Source organism: Glycocaulis sp., from assembly GCF_051859565.1.
In the GTDB taxonomy this organism is placed as follows: domain Bacteria; phylum Pseudomonadota; class Alphaproteobacteria; order Caulobacterales; family Maricaulaceae; genus Glycocaulis.
In genome coordinates this window covers 88,027-109,029 of sequence record NZ_JBHYFK010000006.1, presented here as the reverse complement: position 1 = coordinate 109,029, position 21,003 = coordinate 88,027, and the positions used below count along the sequence as shown (strand labels likewise).

The following is a 21,003-nucleotide window of genomic DNA, read 5'->3' as shown; positions in this document are numbered from 1 at the left end:
TATACCAATTATTTCAGCAATTTACCAAAAATAAAGCACGAATTTTTACCGGACTGAAACGCTCCCCGGTGTTTACTCTGCTCACGTTCAGGACGGGTCGGGATGGACTTGGCTCTGGGCAGCCAGCGAGCAAAACAACAAGGAGTAGTGGGATGAAAAATCTGGTTTCGCGTTTCTTCAAAGACGAATCGGGTGCAACGGCCATCGAATATGGTCTGATCGCCGCCCTTATCGCCGTTGTGATCATCGGTGCTGTGACGGCACTCGGCAACGGCCTGACCGGCACCTTCAATGAGGTCGCCGCTGAACTCGGCGCAGGCGAATAAACTTCCGGCCAACGCCAAATCCCGACCCAGAGTCGGCTGGATGGGCCGCCCCTTGAAGGGGCGGCCTTTTCAGTTTGGGCACTAATTTATCTCCCGTATGGAGGCGGGAACTTCCCTCCCGCGCCCCGCCGGTATACTCACTGGCACCATGACAGATCAGATCATACCGCTCGCTGACGGATTTGCGCCCGCCACGCCGGATGCGTGGGAAGCGCTTGCCGTCAAGGCACTCGCTGGCAAGCCCGTCGACTCGCTGGTGCGCCGTACGCGCGACGATGTTGCACGCGGTCCGCTGTTTGCGCCTCACAATGCGGCGGCGCCTGATGCGGCGCTGCCCGGCACACCGCCCTTCGCTCGCGGGCGCGTACTGGCGCGCGATGCGTATCTGCCCTGGGCGATGCGTCAGGCGCACGACACCGCCGCTCCGCGCGAAGCCAATACCGCCATACTGGCCGACCTGGCAGGCGGGGCGAGCGAGATCACGCTGGAGATCGACCCGTCCGGCAAATCGGGAATCGCCGCGCGTAATTCAGACGAGCTCGAAGCGGTCCTCGCCGATGTGATGCTGGATCTCGCCCCGGTCCATTTGCGCGCGGGCGCGTGGGATATTGAGGCGGCCGGCCTGCTGCTGGACGTGCTGGAGCGCCGGGATGCGGTAGCGGGCGGCGGGCTGGGCCTGTCAGCCGCGCTGGGCCGGGAGGCAGGCAAACGCATCGCGCTAGCCACGCGGGCGCGCGAAATCTCGCCTGCCATCCGCGCTTTCCGGGCTGATGGACGCGCCGTATTCGAAGCGGGCGGCACCGAGGTTCAGGAGCTGGCTTTTGCCGCTGCAAGTGCCGCCGAGGCCATCGACGCGCTGGTAAAGTCGGGCTGGGATGCGGGCGACGCCGCCGCCACGATAGAGGTGGAACTGGCCGCCGACACCGATATTCACCTGACCATTGCCAAGCTGCGCGCCATGCGCCTGATCTGGGCGCAAATGATGGATGCGTGGGGCGTCAGCGATGAGCGCGCCGCCCTATACCTGCACGCCACGACCGGCGAACGGGGCCTGTCCGCCATTGATCCGTGGACGAACCTGATCCGTGCCGCCTGCGCAGGCTTTGCCGCCACGGCGGGCGGGGCAGATGCGCTGACCATCACACCGATGACGCGCGCCGCAGGGCGCTCCACGCCCTTCTCACGGCGTCTTGCGCGCAATCTGCACATCTTGCTCGCCGAAGAGACCCATGCCGGAAAGATCAATGATCCGGCAGGCGGCAGCTATCTGCATGAAACGCTCAGCCATAAGCTTGCCGAAGCCGCATGGGGCGAAATGCAGCGCATCATCGCGCTTGGCGGTGCCAGCGCGGCGTTGCGTTCCGATATATGGAAAGCCGATATCGCCAAGGCCGCTGAGGGGCTGATGAAGCTGGTCAGCACGGGCAAGGAGCCGGTTATCGGCGTCACCAGCTTCCCGGATCTCGATCCGCGCGCCCTGAAAGCTGAAGACAGCGACTACACCCCGCCCGCCTTGGCCAACTCTGCCTTCGCAGACGCGCCGGTGGACGCGATCCCCCTGCCCGCACCGATGCGCACAGCCGCGCCCTTCGAGGCTATCCGCGCCAAGGTCGAAGCCGCCGCGCCGGGGCCGGTTTTCCTCGCCACGCTTGGCACTTTGCCGGAATTCAATGCCCGCGCGGGCTTTGCCATCAACCGGCTGGGCGTGGCCGGGCTGCGCGCAGCGCCTGCCATGGCCCATGACAGCGTAGAAGCATGCGTTGAGGCGTTCAGAAGTTCCGGCTCTGCCCTCGCCATTATCTGCGGCACGGATGACGCCTATGGCGCGCACGCCGCCGGGCTCGCCGCAGCGCTGAAAGCCGCCGGTGCAACATCCGTCTGGCTGGCCGGGCGGCGCGACAGTGCGCCAGCGGAGGCCGCCATCGATCACGCGATCCATATGCGCTCTGACGCGCTGGAAGACGCCCGCCTTGCCGCGCGCGCGATGGGAGTGGATGCATGACCCGTCAGACCCCGCCCGATTTCACGCGCCTGCCCTTCAATCCGCCGCGCGCAGCGGCCAGCAAGGCCGCCCGCCCGGACGGCTGGATGAGCCCTGAAGGCATCGAGATCGCCCCCGCCTACGGACCGCAGGACACCGCGCCGCTGGACTTTGCAGGCGGCCTGCCGGGCCTTGCCCCCTTCCATCGCGGCCCCTACCCGACCATGTTCGTGCAGCGCCCGTGGACGATCCGCCAGTATGCGGGCTTCTCCACGGCAGAGGATTCCAACGCCTTCTACCGGCGCAATCTCGCCGCCGGGCAGAAAGGGCTTTCCATCGCCTTCGATCTGGCCACGCACAGGGGCTATGACAGCGATAATCCGCGCGTCATCGGCGATGTCGGCATGGCCGGCGTGGCGGTCGATTCCATCCTCGATATGCGCCAGCTTTTTGACGGCATCCCGCTGGACCAGATGAGCGTGTCGATGACGATGAATGGCGCGGTGCTGCCCGTGCTCGCGCTCTACATCGTCGCGGCAGAGGAACAGGGCGTAAAACCGGCTCAGCTTTCAGGCACGATCCAGAACGACATCCTGAAAGAGTTCATGGTGCGCAACACCTATATCTACCCGCCTGCGCCCTCCATGCGGATCATTTCGGATATTTTCGCCTTTACCTCGGCGGAAATGCCGCGCTTCAACTCCATCTCCATCTCCGGCTACCACATCCAGGAGGCTGGCGCCCCGGCGGACCTGGAGCTGGCCTACACCATCGCCGATGGCCTCGAATACATCGCAGCCGGCGTAAAGGCCGGGCTGGACGTGGACACATTCGCCCCGCGCCTCTCCTTCTTCTGGGGCATTTCCATGAATTACTACATGGAAGTGGCCAAGCTGCGCGCCGCGCGCCTGATCTGGGCGAAGCTGGTGAAGGAGCGCTTTGCGCCGAAGTCCGACAAATCTCTCTCCTTGCGCGCGCACAGCCAAACCTCCGGCTGGTCGCTGACCGCGCAGGACGTGTTCAACAATGTCGCGCGCACCACCATCGAGGCGATGGCCGCCGTCGATGGTCACACCCAGTCGCTGCATACCAATTCGCTGGATGAGGCGCTCGCCCTGCCGACGGACTTCTCCGCCCGCATCGCGCGCAATACCCAGATCGTGCTGGAAACAGAAGCGCATCTGACCGACACAATCGATCCGTGGGGCGGGAGCTGGTTCGTTGAGCGCCTGACCCACGATCTAGCGGCCCGCGCGCTGGCCCATATCGAGGAAATCGACGCGCTGGGCGGCATGGCGAAAGCCATCGAGGACGGCACGCCGAAACTGCGCATCGAGGAGGCGGCTGCCAAGACACAGGCGCGCATCGATTCCGGCCAACAGACGATTGCGGGCGTGAACAAGTTCCGCCTGACCGAGCCGGAAGACGTGCCGGTGCTGAAGGTGGACAATGCGGGTGTGCGCCGCCAGCAGCTGGAAAAGCTGAAAAACCTCAAAGCCAATCGCGACGGGGCGAGGGTGGAAGCGGCGCTGCACGCCCTCACCCGCGCGGCAGACGAGAAGAGCGGCAATCTGCTGGCGCTGGCCGTCGATGCGGCCCGCGCGCATGCCAGCGTAGGCGAAATTTCCGACGCGCTGGAAAAGGTTTATGGCCGCCACAAGGCCGCCATCCAGTCGATACAGGGGGTGTATTTGAAAGCCTCAGGCAATGACGAGAAGGTCCAGCGCGCGCTGGCAGCCGCCGACGCCTTTGCCGAGGCCGAGGGGCGCCGCCCGCGCATACTGATTGCGAAAATGGGCCAGGACGGCCATGACCGGGGCCAGAAGGTGGTCGCGTCCGCCTTTGCTGATCTTGGCTGGGACGTGGATATCGGCCCGCTCTTCCAGACGCCCGAAGAAGCCGCACGCCAGGCCATCGAGAACGATGTCCATGTCGTCGCCGCGTCTTCGCTGGCCGCCGGACACCTCACCCTGGTGCCGGCCCTGCGCGATGCGCTGAAAGATGGCGGGGGCGGTGACAAGCTGATCGTGGTGGGCGGCGTGATCCCGCCAGAAGACGTCTCCACCCTGCGCCAGATGGGCGCCGCCGCCGTCTATCCGCCCGGCACGGTGATCGCCGACAGCGCGATTGAGCTGATCGAGAGGCTGGGCAGCGCGCGCTGACCGCCCCCTTATTTCGTCATTCCGGGCGGAGCGCGGCAGCGCGCAGACCCGGAACCCAGCGTCTTGTGAAAAATGGGTCCCCGCTCGGGGGCGGGGACCCCGGTGTTTCTGGCTATTAACTCTCAACCGGGTTCCCGGGCTTGACCCGGGATCCAGAGATCATAAAGCGCTGGGTTCCGGATAAGTGCTGACGCACTTTCCGGAATGACGAGAAAAGAGGCTCGGTAAGCGCCGCCTAACCCGCCAGCACGGCGCGGATGGCGGCCAGCGCTTCCTCGCCCTTGCTGGCATCGGGGCCACCGGCCTGCGCAAAGTCGGGACGGCCACCGCCGCCCTTGCCGCCAATCGCCTCTGACCCTGCGCGCACCAGCGCCACGGCGTCGGCTGCGCTGCCCGCCAGGTCTTCAGTCACCCCGACGGCAATCGCGGCCTTGCCATCATTGATGCCGACAAAGGCGGCGATGCCGGAGCCCATCTCCGCGCGCGCGGCATCGACAAGGCTGCGCAATTCCTTGCCGCCCACGCCTTCCACGATGCGCCCGGTGAACTTCAGATTTCCAATGGTTTCAACGGCCTGCGGCGCAGCGCCGCCGCCCCCACCCATGGCGAGCTTTGTTTTGGCGTCGCTCAATTCCTTTTCCAGCTTGCGCCGTTCATCGACCAGCGCAGACAGGCGCTTTTCCAGCTCCGAAACCGGGACTTTCAGCGTATCGGCAGCGGCCTTGGCGATGCTAGCCTGCTGCTCCAGATATTCACGCGCGGCCTCGCCCGTCAGCGCCTCGACGCGGCGCACACCCGCGGACACGGCGCTTTCACCGACAATCTTGAACAGGGCGATATCGCCGGTGCGGCGCACATGGGTGCCGCCACACAGCTCCACCGAATAGGCCTTGTCCGGCTCGCCCGGCTTCTGCCCGATAGTGAGCACGCGGACCTTGTCGCCGTATTTCTCCCCAAACAGCGCGAGAGCGCCCTTGGCAATGGCTTCTTCCGGCGTGGATTCGCTCGTCTCGGTCTCATCATTCTGGCGCACGACCGCGTTCACCTCCGCCTCGATGGCGGCGATGTCGGCAGGCGAAAGCGCGCGGCCATGGGAGAAGTCGAAGCGCAGCCGGTCCGGCCCCACATAGGAGCCTTTTTGCGAGACATGCGGACCCAGCACATTGCGCAGGGCCGAGTGCATGAGGTGGGTCGCCGAGTGGTTGGAGCGGGTGCGGTCACGCCGCTGCGCGTCAACCAGCAGCTCGGCCTCCTCACCGGCCTTGATGGAGCCGCCTTCGAGCGTGCCGATATGGGCAAACACATCGCCTGCGCGCTTTTTAACATCCTCGACGACAAAACGCGCGCCGCCGGCAAAACGGATTTCGCCGGAATCGCCAATCTGACCGCCGGACTCGGCGTAGAAGGGCGTGCGGTCGAACACGAGTTCACCCCGCGCGCCCTCGGCCAGAGTTTCCTTCATGCCGCCATCGGCGATGATCGCCTTGAGCGATCCCTTCGCCGACAGCTCGCTATAGCCGAGAAATTGCGTCGGGCCGGTGACATCGCGCACCGCGAACCAGACAGCGTCACCCGCGGCATCGCCGGAGCCCTGCCAGTGCGCGCGCGCCTCGGCGCGCTGGCGGTCCATGGCGGTGTTAAAGCCCGCCTCATCGACGCTTAAGCCCTTGGCGCGCAGCGCATCCTGCGTCAGGTCGAGCGGGAAGCCATAGGTGTCGTAGAGCTTGAACGCGGTTTCACCGGGCAAAGCCGCGCCTTCGGGCAGATCGGCAATCGCCTCTTCGAGAAGCGTCAGGCCACGGCCGAGCGTGCGCTGGAAGCGCTCTTCCTCGCCGCGCAGCGTCTCCTCGATCACGGGCAGAGCGCGGCTCAGCTCAGGGAAGGCATCACCCATCTCGGCGGCCAACACTGGCGCCAGCGTGTAGATGACCGGCTCGGTGGCGCCCAGAATATGCGCATGGCGCATGGCACGGCGCATGATCCGGCGCAGCACATAGCCACGCCCCTCATTGGAGGGCGTTACGCCATCGGCGATGAGGAAGCTGGTGGCGCGCAAATGGTCTGCGATCACGCGGTGGCTGGCCAGCGCGGCGCCCTGCGCCTTCACTTTGAGCGCCTCTTCGCCGGCTTTGACAAGGTTGGCGAAGAGATCAATCTCGTAATTATTGTGCTTGCCCTGCAGGACAGCCGCCACCCGCTCCAGCCCCATCCCGGTATCGATCGAGGGTTTGGGCAGAGCGCGGCGAGAGCCATCGGCCTGCTGGTCGAACTGCATGAAGACGAGATTCCAGATCTCGATAAAGCGGTCGCCATCCTCGTCCGGGCTGCCCGGAGGGCCGCCGGGAATGTGCTCGCCATGGTCGAAGAAAATCTCAGAGCACGGACCGCACGGGCCGGTATCGCCCATCATCCAGAAATTGTCCGACGTCGCGATGCGGATGATCCGCTCATCCGGCAGGCCTGCAATTTTCTTCCAGAGTGCGGCCGCGTCATCATCGTCGGCATAGACCGTGACGAGCAGCTTGTCCTTGGGCAGGGCAAAGTCTTTCGTCACCAGCGTCCAGGCGTGGTGGATTGCCTCTTCCTTGAAATAGTCGCCGAAGGAGAAATTCCCGAGCATTTCAAAGAAGGTGTGGTGGCGCGCCGTGTAGCCGACATTATCAAGATCGTTGTGCTTGCCGCCTGCGCGTACGCATTTCTGCGAGGATACGGCGCGCGGATTGGCGCGCTTTTCAGCGCCAGTAAACACGTTCTTGAACTGGACCATGCCCGCATTGGTGAAAAGCAGGGTCGGATCGTCCTTGGGCACGAGCGGGCTGGAGGCCACCACTTCATGGCCGTTCCCTTCAAAATAGCCAAGGAACTGGGCACGTATGTCGCGCAAGCGCGTCATGGCAGTCTCCGCTCATCTGCAAAATTTCACTTACCGTTGCGCACATATACGAACGGGCGCCCGGCTTAGCCAAGCGCCCGCTGCAATGCAATGCGGTTGAGAACTGCGAAGACGCCCTACCCGGCCGCTTCCGCCGCATCATCCAGATCATCATCCTCGCCCGGACCGACCAGCATTTCCTCGGCAATGAGGCCGGCATTGGCACGGATCTGGTTCTCGATCTTCTCCGAAATCTCCGGGTGATCGAGCAGGAATTTGCGGGCGTTTTCGCGGCCCTGACCGATGCGCTCGGAGTCATGCGAGTACCAGGAGCCCGATTTTTCGATGATCCCGGCCTTCACGCCCAGATCAATCACCTCGCCCATGCGCGAAATGCCTTCGCCATAGAGAATATCGAACTCCACCTCGCGGAAAGGCGGCGCCACCTTGTTCTTGACCACTTTCACGCGCGTCTGGTTACCGATCACCTCGTCACGGTCCTTGATCGCGCCGATGCGGCGAATATCGAGGCGGACCGAGGAATAGAATTTCAGCGCATTACCGCCGGTCGTCGTTTCCGGATTGCCGAACATCACGCCGATCTTCATGCGGATCTGGTTGATGAAGATGACAAGACAGTTGGACTTGGAGATGGAGCCGGTGAGCTTGCGCAGCGCCTGGCTCATCAGACGGGCCTGCAGGCCCGGCAGGCTGTCGCCCATATCGCCTTCCAGCTCGGCACGCGGCGTCAGCGCAGCGACAGAGTCGATCACCAGCACATCAATGGCGCCAGAACGCACCAGCGTGTCGGTGATTTCCAGCGACTGCTCACCCGTATCAGGCTGGGAGACCAGCAACTCACCCACATCCACGCCCAGCTTGCGGGCATAGACCGGATCGAGCGCATGTTCCGCGTCGACGAAGGCGCACACGCCGCCGCGCTTTTGCGCCTCGGCAATGCAGTGCAGCGCCAGAGTCGTTTTGCCCGAGCTTTCAGGGCCGTAAATCTCGACGATCCGCCCTTTGGGCAGGCCACCAACGCCCAGCGCAATGTCCAGCCCCAGCGAGCCGGTGGACACCGCCTCGATATTCTGGTTCGGGCGGGCACCGAGCTTCATGACTGAGCCCTTGCCGAACTGGCGGTCGATCTGCGTGAGTGCGGCTTCGAGTGCCTTGGACTTGTCCATATCGGTGTCTTTCACCAGTCGGATTGCGGAAGATGCCATCGGTTCGGTTCCCTTATTTCACGCATCGCCCGGATCGGCAATTGCGCTGCGTTGAGGGAATCTGTACCGGATTTGTTCACAGAACACAAGTGGAACATTTATGCGCGCCGCGCGGGCCTCAGCGCCCCAGCTCGTCCTTCACGCGCTGGGCCAGCGCCTCCAGGCTGAAGGGCTTGGGCAGGAAGGAAATATCGAGATCCGCCGACAGGGTGTGCGAGAAGTGTTCCTCGGCATAGCCCGAAATGAAGATCACGCGCGCATTGCCGAGATACTGGGTAGCGGCTTTCAGTAGCCCCGGACCGTCCAGCCCCGGCATAACCACGTCGGAGATGATGAGATCAAACTCGCCGGGGCGCTCTTCGAGAATCGCCAAGGCTTCTTCGCCATCCTCGGCCTGTTCCACCTCATAGCCGCGCTTTTTCAGCGTCGCCGCCGTAATGGTGCGTACCGGCGCTTCATCCTCCACCAGGAGGATGCGCCCGCGCCCGGCGAGGTCAGCAGGTTTACGCTGCACCGGCACTTCAGCCTTGCGCGCTTCGGTCTTTGCGATCTCCTCTGCATCCGGCGTGTGGCCGGGCAGATAGATCGAGAAAGTCGTGCCCTCACCGGGCTTCGAGCGCGCAAACAGGAAGCCGCCGGACTGCTTGACGATGCCGTACACGGTGGCAAGGCCGAGGCCCGTGCCCTTGCCGGGCTCTTTGGTCGTGAAGAACGGCTCGAAGATTTTTTCCAGCGTGGCCTCATCCATGCCGGAGCCTTCGTCGGCGACGTGAATGGCCGCCCATGGCCCGTCCTTGACGTCCGGCGCGCCAGCCGCGCGCACGATGGTGGCATCAACGCCTTCGGTGGAGATGGTCAGCGTGCCGCGCCCCTTGCCTGCCATCGCGTCGCGCGCATTGGTGGCAAGGTTCATCAGCGCGTTGGCAAGCTCGTCCTTGTCAATGCGTACCAGCGGCACATCCCGGCCATGACGCACTTCCACGCGCACCCATTCTTCCACGCTCTGGCGCACCAGGTGTACGGTATCGGCGAGCGTCTCGGTCAGATCGACAGTCTCGACGCGCAGGGTCTGCTTGCGGGCAAAGGCCAGCAAGTGCTTGATCCGGCCTGCCGCCTGCGCCACCACGCCATTGATGTTCTGCAGGTCCGGATAGGTCGGATCCCCTACCGGATGGCGCAGCAGCAAATTGTCGGTATTCAGCCGGATCGCGGTCAGGAAATTGTTGAAGTCGTGGGCCACGCGCGCCACCAGCTCACCGACCGCTTTGAGCTTTTGGGCCTGCGCGTACTGGCCTTCCAGCTCGCGCAAAGCCGTGATGTCCACCAGATAGGCCGCCCGCTTGCCCGAACGCGCCGGCGACAGGAAGAGATGCACGTCGCGCAAGCCGTCCGACGATTTCAGCTTGAGCGCCACCGGCTCGCTGCGCCCTGACATGGCCGCAGCAAAGGCCGCCTCCGCACTGTCTCCGAGGCTCCAGTCGAACAGGCTTTCAAATGCCTTGCCCGGCAGCGCCGCGCCGCCCGACAGCTGCACCAGGGCCGGATTGGCATCCTCGATGATCGAGCGGGCCGGGTCGGCGCCGTCAAGGCGCGCCACGCCAAACGGCGCGCTGGCAAACATGTCATCGAAGGTCCGTCCAGTACGCCCGCCCGTGTGCTGGGCAATCATCTGGGCGACGCCGGGGGGCGTGCCTGCCGCTGTCAGCCCGTAAACCACGGCGCGCGCGCGCACAGGGCGCCCCTCATCCCACTCAACGGCGAGGGTAATCGGGCTTTCAACACCTTCGCGAGCCAGCAGCCGCGCATCAAGGCGTACAACGCCCTTCTCGCCACGCGTTTTCAGGAAGCCCTTGGCCATGTCACCGGCCAGGAAGTCTTTCACCTTCAGGGCCTGCCCCTCAGGCACATCCAGCCAGGAGCGCAAGGTCGCATTGGCGGCCAGCACGCGGCCCTCGCCATCGGCCATGAACAGGCCCACCGGCGCATGCTCGGCCCAGTCCGGCGTTCCGGCTTCAGCTTCCAGCGTGTCGCCTGCGCGCACTTCGGTGAAGCGCCACAGCGCGCCGCCCTGCGGCACCGGATCAATGGAAACGCTATACACGCCGCCACCGGACTCTCCGAGCGCGGTAAGGGTTTCACGGGCGGCCTCGCCCGATGCGGCTGCGCGCGACAGACGGTAGAGCGCGCCGCCCGAACTGCCCGGCCACAAACGGTCCGGCGCTGGCAGGGCAATGCCTGCAGTCAGCGGCATCACGGTCTTTGCCAGCTTCTGGTAGGCGTTATTGGCCCAGATCGCCCGCCCACGCACATCGGTGATGAGTATCGGTTCGCCCGCCGCATCAATGGCGGCACTGACCAGCGCATCAGCCTTGGGCCGGACCGCAGGCTCAATGCGCAGCGAACGCGCGGCGCTCTCCCCGGCGGCCAGCGCGAACATGAGAATGAAGGCGACGAACGCTATGCCCGACAGCAGCACAAACCCGTGCCAGCCCGCCGTCGACGCGGCAATGAGCGAGAAGCCGGCCGCCCCAAGCGCCAGCAGGCCCGAAATCCAGAACACGGTGCGCGCCAGCAGCGTGATCCGGCTCTGACGCTCTCTGGGAAGCGACTGCTTACGCACCGACACAGGTCCGGTACTGCCCTTCGCGGGCTTCGGATCCGGCTTTGCGGCCTTGTCTGTGCGGGCGGGGGCGTCGGTCATCACGGCACTCCGTGTGGGAAAAGCGATTCGGCCACTGGTTTGACTGATTCAGGTTAACCAGTTTTCCGCGCCCTGACGAAAACTTCTGCGGCAGGCCGCCCGCTTGCGCGTGCCGATTACGAGCCAGGCCAGCGCTTCTATTTCGAGGACCGGGACGGGATCGAGTACGAGGTGGTGAGCTATTCCTAGCGCCGCTTCTTGAGCGACAGGACATAGCCGATCACCTTGGCGACAGCGGCGAAGTGCTCAGGCGGGATCACCTCGTCGAGATCGACGCTGGCGTGCAGGGCGCGCGCCAGCGGCGGATCCTCCACGATGGGCACGCCATGCTCCTCGGCGATCTCGCGGATTTTCAGCGCCACCGCTTCCACGCCCTTGGCCACACATATCGGCGCGGCCGTCACACCCTGCTGGTATTTCAGCGCCACCGCGTAGTGGGTCGGGTTGGTGATGACGACAGCCGCCTCCGGCACGGCGGCCATCATGCGTTTGCGGGCCCGCTCCTGACGTATCTGGCGCAGGCGCGCGCGCACCATCGGGTCGCCTTCGGACTCCTTGAACTCATCGCGGATCTCGCGGCGGCTCATCTTGTTGCGGTCATAGAATTGCTGGCGCTGGAAAATGTAATCGGCCAGCGCGATGATCGCGAACACCGCCAGCGCCGCCAGCATGAGCTGGATGGCAATCTCACGGAACAGCACCAGAATCTGGGCTGGCGCCACGGCAGGCAGACCGGCCAGCAGCGACTGGCGCGGCCACAGCACAATGGTGATGGCGATGGCCACCAGCGCCATCTTGGCGAGGCCCTTGACGAAATTCACCCAGCCCTGAGGCCCGAGAATACGCTTCACGCCTTCGACAGGGTTCAGCTTGCTGAGCTTGGGCTCCAGCTTGGACGTGGTGAAGATCAGCCCATGCTGGACAAAATGGCCCGCCAGCGCCGCCGCAATGATCGCCCCGAACGCCAGCCCCATGACCAGCAGGACTTTCATCACCGCAGCCAAGGTCAGCACCAGCGCGCCGGTATTGTCGAGCGACATCTCGTGAGGCTGGGACAGGAAAACCGACAGCTCACGCGTCAGCCCTGCACCCATGGACGGCCCGAAGGCGGCCAGCACGCCAAGGCCTGCCGCCAGGATAAACCAGGCCGGGATTTCCTGGGATTTGGGGACGTCGCCTTTCTCGCGCGCCTTGTCCAGCTTTCGCTGGCTTGGCGGCTCGGTCTTTTCGCTCTTGTCTTCACCTTCTGCCATGTGATCCTCACATCAGCGTTGCGGTGAAGGCTTCAAAGCGTTCCAGCCAGACCATGGCGATGGTGCCAAGGGCGAGCGCGAAAATGGTGAAACCGATCAGGATGTTCACCGGCATGGCGACGAAAAATATCTGCACCTGCGGCATCATTTTCGAGAGCACGCCAAGGCCCAGATAGAAGACGAGCCCGAACAGGACCAGCGGGGCGGCCAGCTGGATACCGATATTGAACGCGCTGATGAAAATATCCACGGCCCATTGCGCCGCATCACCCCACATGGGCACCTGACCGGCCGGCATCATCATGTAGGAGCCGGCCGCCGCCTGCAGCAGCAAATGGTGCAGATTGGTGGTGAAGATCAGCACGATGAAAAGCAGGTTCAGGAAGGCCGCCGGCAAGGCGCCGGTCTGACCTTGCGCCGGGTCAAACGCCTGGGCCATGGCAATACCGCTCTGATAGCCGATCACCTGACCTGCCACGGATGCGGAGGCCAGCAGCATGCGTGCAACGCCGCCAATCATCAGGCCAATGACCGCCTCGCCAGCGACATAGCCAGCAAGCCCGCCGAGCGTATCAGGCTGCGCGGGCAGCATCGGCGCCACGACCGGCCCGATGGCAAAGGAGAATGCCAGCGCGAAAGACAGCCTGATGCGGATCGGGATGCCCGGCTCGGCAAAGCCCGGCAGCAGCATGAGGATTGCGCCCATGCGGGCGAACACCAGCGCGGCGGCAAAGACGATGGCAGGAAGATCGAAGGTCAGAATCATCGCGGCTTCAGCCTGCCGCGATTCTGTCCGCGATATTGGTCATGAATGCGCCCAGCACCGCGCCCATCAGCGGCATGAAGACAATCAGCGCCAGAAAGATCGCGAAAATCTTCGGCACGAAGACCAGCGTCATCTCCTGGACCTGCGTCAATGCCTGAAATAGTGCGATGATGACGCCGACAGCCAGCCCGACAATCATGATGGGCGCGGCCATGGCAAGCATGGTCCAGATGGCTTCCCGGCCAACATCAAGCACTTCTGCGCCCGTCATTCTGTCAGGCTCCCGCTGGCGTTACGTGTTGGTCCAGACGCCATTGCGCCGGTTAAGAAAGGTTAAACATCCGTTTACCCTGTTTACGCGTTATCGCGCCGCCACCGCTCCATGGAACCGGAAATCGCAAACGTTTCCCGGTATTTGGGCGAACCTGACGGACGAGGCGGGCGCTCCGATGTCAGCGCCATGATTTCAGCCAGCTTGTTGTGCGCAGCGCCCGCCTGCCCGGCCCCGATATAGGCGTGCAGCTCAACGAGTGCGTTGGACAGCGGATCGTGAGCGCGGATCACGAAATAGGGCTCATCGTCGGCAAGATCGGGCAGGCAGTCGAACTGCGAGGGATTGGCCTTCGAGCCAAGCGGTGCATCACTCATTGTTTCAACCCTTTCCAGCCGGGACATGGGAACCGCCGAAAAGCGGCCTGCAGTCGGCAGTTCTAGCCGATTCCCTGCCCGCTGGCATTTACGCACATACCCTCTTTTCGGCGCCCCCGTTGATTGCCAAATATATCGATGCGCGGCGGACACCCTTGCGGCCCGCGCGCAATATTTTTTGAGCGTTCTTTTGTCTGGAGTTTCCCATGACCACCGAGACCGCCGCGTCACCGGCGCGGCTCACCCTGTATGCCATCATCGCCGCTGTGACCGGCTCGCTCTTCATCACCGTTACCGGCTTTCTGACCGTCGCGGCCGTGATCTGGGCGCTGGGCATGACCCTGCATCTGCCCATGCTGGCCATCGAGATCGGCGAAGTGCTCGCCGGTATCGGCGCAGTGGTGCTGACCGTGATCCTTATCCGCGGCGCCCTCGCGCTGGAGCGGCAGAGACTGACCGGCGAACTGGTCTGACATTCAGCGTCAGCCGGGCCAGCCCGTCTTGCCGTTGCCATAATTGACCGCGCACACTTCCCCCGGATACGCCATCATCTGGCGGCAACGGGGAGGAATGCGTGATGACAGTTCGCGTGATAACGGGCGCTGCAGTGCTGGCTGCGCTTGCACTGGCAGCATGCGGCAATGGCGGTCAGGACGGTGGCGATCGCTATCGCGGCGATGCGGCAGTAGACGCCGCCTCTTCGCCGCAAATGTATGAGATGGCACTGTCCTCCCGGCAGGCCAGCCCTGCTCCGCCCCCGCCGCCACAAGCGGGCGCGCAGGATGAACAGGCGGCTCTGCTGGCCTATGCGCACAATTATGGCCTGCGCCTGCCAGCCCGCGTGCTGGCCGACGTTCACACCGCCCACCAGCAGGCCTGCGCGGCAGCCGGTGGCAGTGTCTGCCGCGTCGTCAGCGCGACGATCAATGATCCTGATGGCGAGCGTCCCTCCGGCGCGCTGGAGATACGCGCCCGGCCGGACTGGATCGCCAGCTTCCGCGAACGCCTGGCGGGCGAGGTCGATGAGGCCGGCGGCAATATCCAGAGCGAAAACACCAGCGTTGATGATCTGACCACCCAGATTGTCGACGGCGAAGCACGCCTTCGCGCCCAGACGGCCCTGCGTGACCGGCTGCAAGCCCTGCTGGAGACCAATGAAGGGCCTATGGCTGATATACTGGCCGTCGAGCGGGAACTGGCCCGTGTCCAGTCCGACATCGATGCGCGAGCGAGCGTGATCGCCGCGCTGCGCACGCGCGTCGAGACATCCCGCCTGACGCTGCACTACCAGCCCATCGTCAGCCAGACTTCGCCAGTGCGTTTCAACCCGATCATGCAGGCACTGGAAGACTTTACAGATACGCTCTCCGAGGGCGTGGCAGCGGTGATCGTGTTCATCGCCGTGATCCTGCCCTGGCTGATCCTCATCATTCCGGCAGTGTTCCTGATCCGCTGGCTTCTGGCACGGCGCAAGCGCGGCAAGGCCGCAGCAAGGCCATCATAGCCCATAACCGGGCCTGCGCCGTTGCCGGTGAACGGCAACGGCGCGTTAACCACGCTCCTTAACGCCGTTCTAAACCGGCTGGCGTATCGTGCCTGCGATTTCGCCTCATCGGGTGAGAAGCAGCGGAGCCTGTCATGGCCAAGGCCATCTTTCACAAGCACCAGCGCGTATTCGTCCATCCGGTCGGCACTTGGGCGCTGGTAGAGAAGGTCAAGCCGCAATGGGTCCGCGACGTCGAGGAGCCGGTAAAGGTCTTCTACGATTGCGGGCTGGGGCGGGATTTTCAGGCACACGAGCTTTCCGTAGAGGATAGCGGCGGCGAGAACACCGGCAGCAACTGGCGCATACTGCGCGCAGCCAATAAATGGCAGACGCCGGAGGAATGCGCCCACCATCCCTTCCCCGGCACCTATCCGGTAGTCGTAACCGACCAGCAGAACTGGGGCGGCTGGCGCACGCCGGGCGCTGAATATGACCGCGATCCGCACCGCATCGAGACGCAAGCGCGCCTGATCGCGCAGGCGCCGCGCCTCCTGGCCCTTGCTGAAGCGATGGCGCGCGCCGTTGCCGACAACCCTGAATGCGGCCCCGAACTGGTGGGGCTCGCCCGCCAGATGTCAGAGACCGTCCGCACTGTGCGCGCAAGGCCGGGCGAGCCGGGGAACGCGGCCCGCCAGGCCGCCGAATAATACCTCACGGACGCTGGACGTTTACCGGCCTGCAACCCTATTCTGGCGGGTATGATTCGAGCCCGGAAAGCGCGCAACGCCGACACACGGCGTCAGGCCGGTCGGCTGGCCATGAACGGGCCTGCCAGCGGCCGTGCGCGCCTGTCCCGGCTCGTGCTCATTTTCCTGATCATATTTGCTGGCGTTTTCGGTGCCGTCATCTGGGCCAAGCTGCAGATGGAATGGACCTCTGCACGCGCAGAGGCGGAAAACCGCCAGGCCCGCAGCGCCGCCTTCATCGCGGAAAGCGTCTCCGGGCGCTTGTCCGAGATACGCGGCGCCCTGAGCTTTGCTGCCGCCAGCCTGGCCCGGCCGGGTGACGAAGAGAGCCAGCTTGCCATTGTAGAGGCAGTTACGGGCTCGTCTTACGTGTCGGGGGCGGCGCTCTGGCTGCCCGACAGCACGCCACTGACAGCTGGAAGCGTGCCCGCTGATCTGGCTGCAGCCGCCGATGCAGCGCTTGGCGGGCCGCAATGGGTAGCCGGTATTGCGGGCGACACTGCCCATGTCGTCCTGGCAGCGCCGGTTCCACTGCCGGACCGGCGCGTAGGCACGCTGCTGGCCTTCGCCAGCCCGTCCGAACTGATAAGCGCGGACCGCGCCGCCCGTATTGCCGTGCTGACTGACAGCGTGGGCCGCACGCTCGCGCTATTCCCGGAAGCGCCGGTTTCCGGGGCGCCGCTGGCAGCCGAGCGGTTCGGGCTGCAGAGTTCTGACGTCCGGGCGCTGGGCGATTCCGGCGGCGGCGCCATGACAGGCGCGCGCCTTGGCGAGACCGAGCAGGTGCTGGGGGTGGCCCGGCTGCGTGACGCCCCCTTGTACGTCTACGCCGTTGGCCCGGCAGGGCTCGACGCCATGGCCTGGAACATGACACTCATTTTCCATGCTCTTCTGTTCTTCGGGCCGCTGTTTACCGCCATCGCGTTTTACGTCGTGCTGCTGATGCAGACCGGGGCGCTGAAAAAGGCTGAAGCGCGCCTGCGTGATTCCGAGCGCCGCTTCCGGCTGGCCATCGAAGGCGCGCGCTGCGGCGTCTGGGACTGGGATCTGGAAACCGACGCCGTTTTCATCACCGACTCCTTTGCTCGCATGCTGGGGCTGGATGATGCAGCCAGCATGTCCGGCGCCGAGTTTCTCCAGCTGTTGTCGAACGAGGACCGCTCCCGCCTGCGCACGGCTATCCGGGCCGCATCCAGAGCGGAGGAAGTGGATCTGGAGGTTCGCGCGCAAAATCTGGCTGTCTGGGTGCAGATGCGCGGCCGCCCTCTGGCCACTGACGGGGCCGGACCGGGACGCCGGCTCGTCGGCGTCGCGATTGATGTGACCGAGCGTAAAGGCGCGCAAAAGCGCGTACTCGCCGCCGAGACCCGGCTGCGGGCCGCGCTAGAGTCCATGACGGAGAGCTTTGCCTTGTGGGATTCGCGCCGCCGCCTGGTGCTGTGGAACCGCAAATTCCGCGATTTCTTCAACCTGCCTGAAGGCTCTCTGCGTGCGGGCATGGCGTATGAGGCTGTAGAGGCAGCGGCGTCCGGCTCTATAGCCAATGTCCACGCCAGCGAGAATGACGGCGAATCCTACCAGATGGAGCTGAATGACGGGCGCTGGCTGCATTATTCGGAACGTCAGACCGCCGATGGCGGCCTGGTCAGCGTGGGCGCGGACATCACGCTTCTCAAGCAGCAGCAGGGCGAGCTGCGCGATAACCAGGAGAGGCTGCGTCAGTCCTATAACGAGCTCGAAACCTCATCCCAGCAGATCAGGGAGCTCGCCAGGAGCCATCACGAGGAAAAGCTGCGCGCCGAAGAGGCCAACAGGTCCAAGTCTGAATTCCTGGCCAATATGAGTCATGAGCTGCGCACGCCGCTGAACGCCATTATCGGCTTCAGCGAGATGATGCAGAAGCAGATTTTCGGCCCGCTCGGCCATGACCGCTATATCGAGTATGCCGGCGACATCCACAATTCGGGTGGCCTGCTGCTCTCGCTCATCAACGACATCCTCGATATGTCGAAGATCGAGGCGGGCAAGATGAGCCTGCAGACCGAACCGCTCGATCCGGCTGCCGTTATCGATCAGTGCATCCGCCTGATCGGCGCACGCGCGCAGGAAAAGAGCCTGCAGGTACGCGCCGAATGCGGTGATCTGCCAGAGATTGATGCCGACCCGCGCGCGCTCAAGCAGATATTGCTGAACCTGATGTCAAACGCGGTGAAGTTCACGCCGGAGGGCGGCCGCGTCGTGGTGCGCGGGTTCGAGGCCGCTGACGGCATTGTGCTGCAGGTTGCCGATACCGGCATTGGCATCGCGGAAGAAGATTTGCCCCGGCTCGGCCGGCCGTTCGAGCAGATCGAGAGCCAGCATTCCAAGAGCTATCAGGGCTCAGGCCTCGGTCTGGCCCTGTCGAAATCGCTGGTGGAGCTGCATGGCGGCGAGCTGCGTATCGACTCGGTGCTGGGCAAGGGCACCACCATCTCTTTCACCATTCCCCGGCATCAAAATCAGCCGGGCGGCAATGGCAGCGGCGATACCAGCGCCGTCAACGAGGCCGCAGAATAGTCTATTCGGGCCGTTCGCCACCGTGATGGTGACGGCGTTCTTCGCCCGGCCTTTCACCACCTCGCCTCATGCCCCGCCCGCGCGGCGCGTAGGCCGCCTCCAGCGCGGCCCGGCGGGCCTCCGGCTCGAGGTCCGAAACGATACCGAGGATTACCTCTTCACCCGCTGCATCCAGCTGCGAGCGCAAGGCGCGTATATCGGCCGTCAGAGCCAGCAGCGCGGCTTCGTCGAACTCATCGGCGCGCAGGAGGGCGTTCATCTCGCGGCGGCGTGCAATCATCTCGCCGAACAGGGGACGCAGCTCACGCAGACCCTCGCGCAACTCCGCGCGGGCCGCCTCGCGGCGCTCCTCGGGCAGCGCGGCAATAAAGGCGCGCGGATTGAAGCCGCCACTGCCGGGCATGTGCCCGCCCGCTTCATGGACAGCGCCCGCCGGCGTCAGCGCGCGCTGGGCAAGTATCCCCGCCAGCACACCATTGGCGCCCAGCGACACGACAAGAAGTGCAATCCAGAAGCGCCGCCCCTCAAACCAGTTCATCAGCGCACCTCACCATCAATGAAATCGACCACCTCTTCATAGGCAGGGTCTGCAAAGCTGGAGAATGCCATGGCATAGGCCGCATCGCTCTGGCCGGCACCGCCAAGGCTTGCACCGCCCCAGCCAAGCCCCAGCCCGGCACTGAGCGCGAGCACTGCCGCCAGCCGCGCCCATTCAGGGGCAAAGCGCGCCTGAGCCTGCCCGGCGGCGAGTATGCGCCCTGCAAGACCGGCAGAGGGCGGTTTGGCCCGCGCCGCTTCCAGCAGCATGTCGAGTTCGCCGTCCTCGGCCATCAGCCTGGAGGTTATCTCGCGATGGCTTTCCATGAAGGCCAGCGCGCCGGGGCGCTCTGCCTGCGGCCAGCGCTTCAGGTCAGCACCATACGCAGAGAGAAGTGTGGAAAATCGTGTCTCGTCCATCATATCGGGTCCCCCTGGCTCTGATCGCCACGCCCATGAGCCAGCGTGTTAATGAGGTCGGCAGCGTTCTCTGCCAGGTGCTCGCGCAGGCTGCGCCGCGCTCGTGACAGCAGGGATTCCATCGCTTCCACACTGACCTCCATTATCTCTGCCGCCTCGATATTGCCCAGCTCCTGAAAATGACAAAGTTCAAGCGCCAGGCGCTGGCGTTCGGGCAGGGCAGCAACAGCGGCGCGTACGGCCTCCTGACTGTCCTTGCCCGCGAGTACGCTGTCCGCATCCGCCTCGCCATCTGCCCGCTCATAGTTTTCGGGCATGCTGGTTTCGCGGCGTTTTCTCAGGCGGTCATAACAAAGATTGACCGCAATTCTCATCACCCAGCTATCGAAACGCGCCGTGCCGGGCTTCCATTTGTGTGCATGGCGCCAGACCTTCAGATAGGTCTCCTGGGCCACGTCTTCGGCTTCGCTGTTATCGCCCAGCAGGCGCCAGGCAACGCCTGTGATCTTCGGCAGTGTCCGGGTAATGAACGCCTGCATGGCAACGCTATCGCCCCGGGCGAGCGCGCGCGCCAGCGCGGCGTCGCTGTCAGGGACGGCGCCTTTTCCCGAGCCGGTAATGACCTGCAGAACCGGCCGGATGGACGCCTCCCTGACAAGCTGACCTTCAGTCGCTCTAGTCGCGGCTGCGGCGCTGGCGGCGTTCACCGCGCTCACCCCGTTCACCGCGTTGAGCGCGCATTTCCGCCATACGTTCCTGCACAGCGGCGACGGTGACGGAATCATTACCTTCACCAGCCCAGCGGTCAAACATGGCATTACCGCGCGCCTCGAAATCAGCGCGGGTGATCTCGCGATCGGCACGTTCGCTGCGCTCGCCGCCTCGCTCGCCCCATTGACGGCGGCGTTCACCACCTTCGGAAGCACGCTCTGCACGGCGTTCAGCCCAGCGCTCACGCATCAGCTCACGGTCGGCCGCATTGATGACGCCGTCATTATTGGCGTCCATGCGGTCAAACATGGTGTTGTGATGGGCCAGAAACTCGGCGCGGGTGATGACGCCATCGCCGTCAGCATCAATGCTGGCGAGACGTTCGGCAAAAGCTTCAGGATTGGCGCGCGGGCCGCGATGGCCCCAGCGATGGCCGCGGCGTTCACCGCGTTCGCCAGCTTCAGATTCCTGCACGGCCGTCTCAGCGGCAACAGCGCTGACAGACATGACCGGCACGGAGGTAAAGCCGAGCGCCAGAGCGGCTGCGGCAAATTTCAGGGAGGTTTTCATTGCGTCGTAACTCCGATTGCTTCGGTGAGCAGTTGTCCCTCT

18 protein-coding genes are annotated in these 21,003 nt (G+C 64.4%); 7 read left to right on the top strand and 11 right to left on the bottom strand.

The features are described from left to right. Positions 1-152: 152 nt before the first annotated feature. The 3 genes from ACTIGC_RS10090 to scpA all read left to right on the top strand — a co-directional run bounded on the left by ACTIGC_RS10090 (position 153) and on the right by scpA (position 4,469). Entirely contained in the window at positions 153-326 is a 174-nt protein-coding gene (locus ACTIGC_RS10090; protein WP_439634276.1) for a Flp family type IVb pilin, read from the top strand. A 148-nt stretch (positions 327-474) separates the two neighbouring features. Next, positions 475-2,328: a methylmalonyl-CoA mutase family protein gene (locus ACTIGC_RS10085; RefSeq protein WP_439634275.1), complete on the top strand. Its 1,854-nt coding sequence runs from the start codon at positions 475-477 to the stop codon at positions 2,326-2,328. Further along, the gene (scpA, locus tag ACTIGC_RS10080) at positions 2,325-4,469 is read left to right on the top strand and encodes a methylmalonyl-CoA mutase (protein WP_439634274.1); all 2,145 of its coding nucleotides are present in this window, start codon (positions 2,325-2,327) and stop codon (positions 4,467-4,469) included. Before ACTIGC_RS10085 ends, scpA begins: the two co-directional genes overlap by 4 nt. A gap of 235 nt (positions 4,470-4,704) precedes the next feature. On the opposite strand, the gene alaS is transcribed toward scpA, so the two are convergent. From alaS to ACTIGC_RS10045, 7 genes are all read right to left on the bottom strand, one after another. Then, entirely contained in the window at positions 4,705-7,362 is a 2,658-nt protein-coding gene (alaS, locus tag ACTIGC_RS10075; protein ID WP_439634273.1) for an alanine--tRNA ligase, read from the bottom strand. Between the two features lie 116 nt (positions 7,363-7,478). Further along, positions 7,479-8,567 carry a recombinase RecA gene (gene recA / locus ACTIGC_RS10070; protein WP_127567596.1) on the bottom strand — a complete coding sequence of 363 codons (1,089 nt, stop codon included), beginning with the start codon at positions 8,565-8,567 and terminating at the stop codon, positions 7,479-7,481. Between the two features lie 118 nt (positions 8,568-8,685). After that, positions 8,686-11,268 carry an ATP-binding protein gene (locus ACTIGC_RS10065; protein WP_439634272.1) on the bottom strand — a complete coding sequence of 861 codons (2,583 nt, stop codon included), beginning with the start codon at positions 11,266-11,268 and terminating at the stop codon, positions 8,686-8,688. Between the two features lie 185 nt (positions 11,269-11,453). Further along, positions 11,454-12,521, bottom strand: a complete 1,068-nt coding sequence (flhB, locus tag ACTIGC_RS10060) for a flagellar biosynthesis protein FlhB (protein ID WP_439634271.1) — start codon at positions 12,519-12,521, stop codon at positions 11,454-11,456. Positions 12,522-12,528: 7 nt separating this feature from the next. Beyond that, positions 12,529-13,287, bottom strand: a complete 759-nt coding sequence (fliR, locus tag ACTIGC_RS10055) for a flagellar biosynthetic protein FliR (protein ID WP_127567602.1) — start codon at positions 13,285-13,287, stop codon at positions 12,529-12,531. Between the two features lie 7 nt (positions 13,288-13,294). Beyond that, positions 13,295-13,558: a flagellar biosynthesis protein FliQ gene (fliQ, locus tag ACTIGC_RS10050; RefSeq protein ID WP_439634270.1), complete on the bottom strand. Its 264-nt coding sequence runs from the start codon at positions 13,556-13,558 to the stop codon at positions 13,295-13,297. A gap of 83 nt (positions 13,559-13,641) precedes the next feature. Then, entirely contained in the window at positions 13,642-13,935 is a 294-nt protein-coding gene (locus tag ACTIGC_RS10045; protein ID WP_188451963.1) for an aspartate decarboxylase, read from the bottom strand. Positions 13,936-14,141: 206 nt separating this feature from the next. On the opposite strand from ACTIGC_RS10045, the gene ACTIGC_RS10040 reads away from it, so the two are divergent. The 4 genes from ACTIGC_RS10040 (at position 14,142) to ACTIGC_RS10025 (ending at position 18,723) form a co-directional block, all read left to right on the top strand. Continuing rightward, the gene (locus ACTIGC_RS10040) at positions 14,142-14,408 is read left to right on the top strand and encodes a hypothetical protein (protein WP_127567609.1); all 267 of its coding nucleotides are present in this window, start codon (positions 14,142-14,144) and stop codon (positions 14,406-14,408) included. Between the two features lie 104 nt (positions 14,409-14,512). Next, positions 14,513-15,439, top strand: a complete 927-nt coding sequence (locus tag ACTIGC_RS10035) for a DUF4349 domain-containing protein (protein WP_439634269.1) — start codon at positions 14,513-14,515, stop codon at positions 15,437-15,439. A gap of 134 nt (positions 15,440-15,573) precedes the next feature. Continuing rightward, on the top strand, positions 15,574-16,128 hold the full coding sequence (locus ACTIGC_RS10030) for a hypothetical protein (protein WP_439634268.1): 555 nt from the start codon (positions 15,574-15,576) through the stop codon (positions 16,126-16,128). Between the two features lie 51 nt (positions 16,129-16,179). Continuing rightward, the gene (locus ACTIGC_RS10025) at positions 16,180-18,723 is read left to right on the top strand and encodes a PAS domain-containing sensor histidine kinase (protein WP_439634267.1); all 2,544 of its coding nucleotides are present in this window, start codon (positions 16,180-16,182) and stop codon (positions 18,721-18,723) included. A gap of 1 nt (position 18,724) precedes the next feature. On the opposite strand, the gene ACTIGC_RS10020 is transcribed toward ACTIGC_RS10025, so the two are convergent. Genes ACTIGC_RS10020 through ACTIGC_RS10005 form a run of 4 tightly spaced genes read right to left on the bottom strand, consistent with a single transcriptional unit; the run spans position 18,725 to position 20,961 of the window. Next, positions 18,725-19,261, bottom strand: a complete 537-nt coding sequence (locus ACTIGC_RS10020; protein WP_439634266.1) for a periplasmic heavy metal sensor — start codon at positions 19,259-19,261, stop codon at positions 18,725-18,727. Further along, positions 19,261-19,683, bottom strand: coding sequence for a hypothetical protein (locus tag ACTIGC_RS10015; RefSeq protein WP_439634265.1), 423 nt, complete (start codon positions 19,681-19,683; stop codon positions 19,261-19,263). Before ACTIGC_RS10015 ends, ACTIGC_RS10020 begins: the two co-directional genes overlap by 1 nt. Then, positions 19,680-20,396 (bottom strand): RNA polymerase sigma factor, encoded by a 717-nt coding sequence (locus ACTIGC_RS10010; RefSeq protein WP_439634264.1) that lies wholly within the window; start codon positions 20,394-20,396, stop codon positions 19,680-19,682. The genes ACTIGC_RS10015 and ACTIGC_RS10010 overlap by 4 nt, the downstream gene beginning before the upstream one ends. Continuing rightward, entirely contained in the window at positions 20,356-20,961 is a 606-nt protein-coding gene (locus ACTIGC_RS10005) for a hypothetical protein (protein ID WP_439634263.1), read from the bottom strand. The genes ACTIGC_RS10010 and ACTIGC_RS10005 overlap by 41 nt, the downstream gene beginning before the upstream one ends. Between the last annotated feature and the right edge of the window lie 42 nt (positions 20,962-21,003).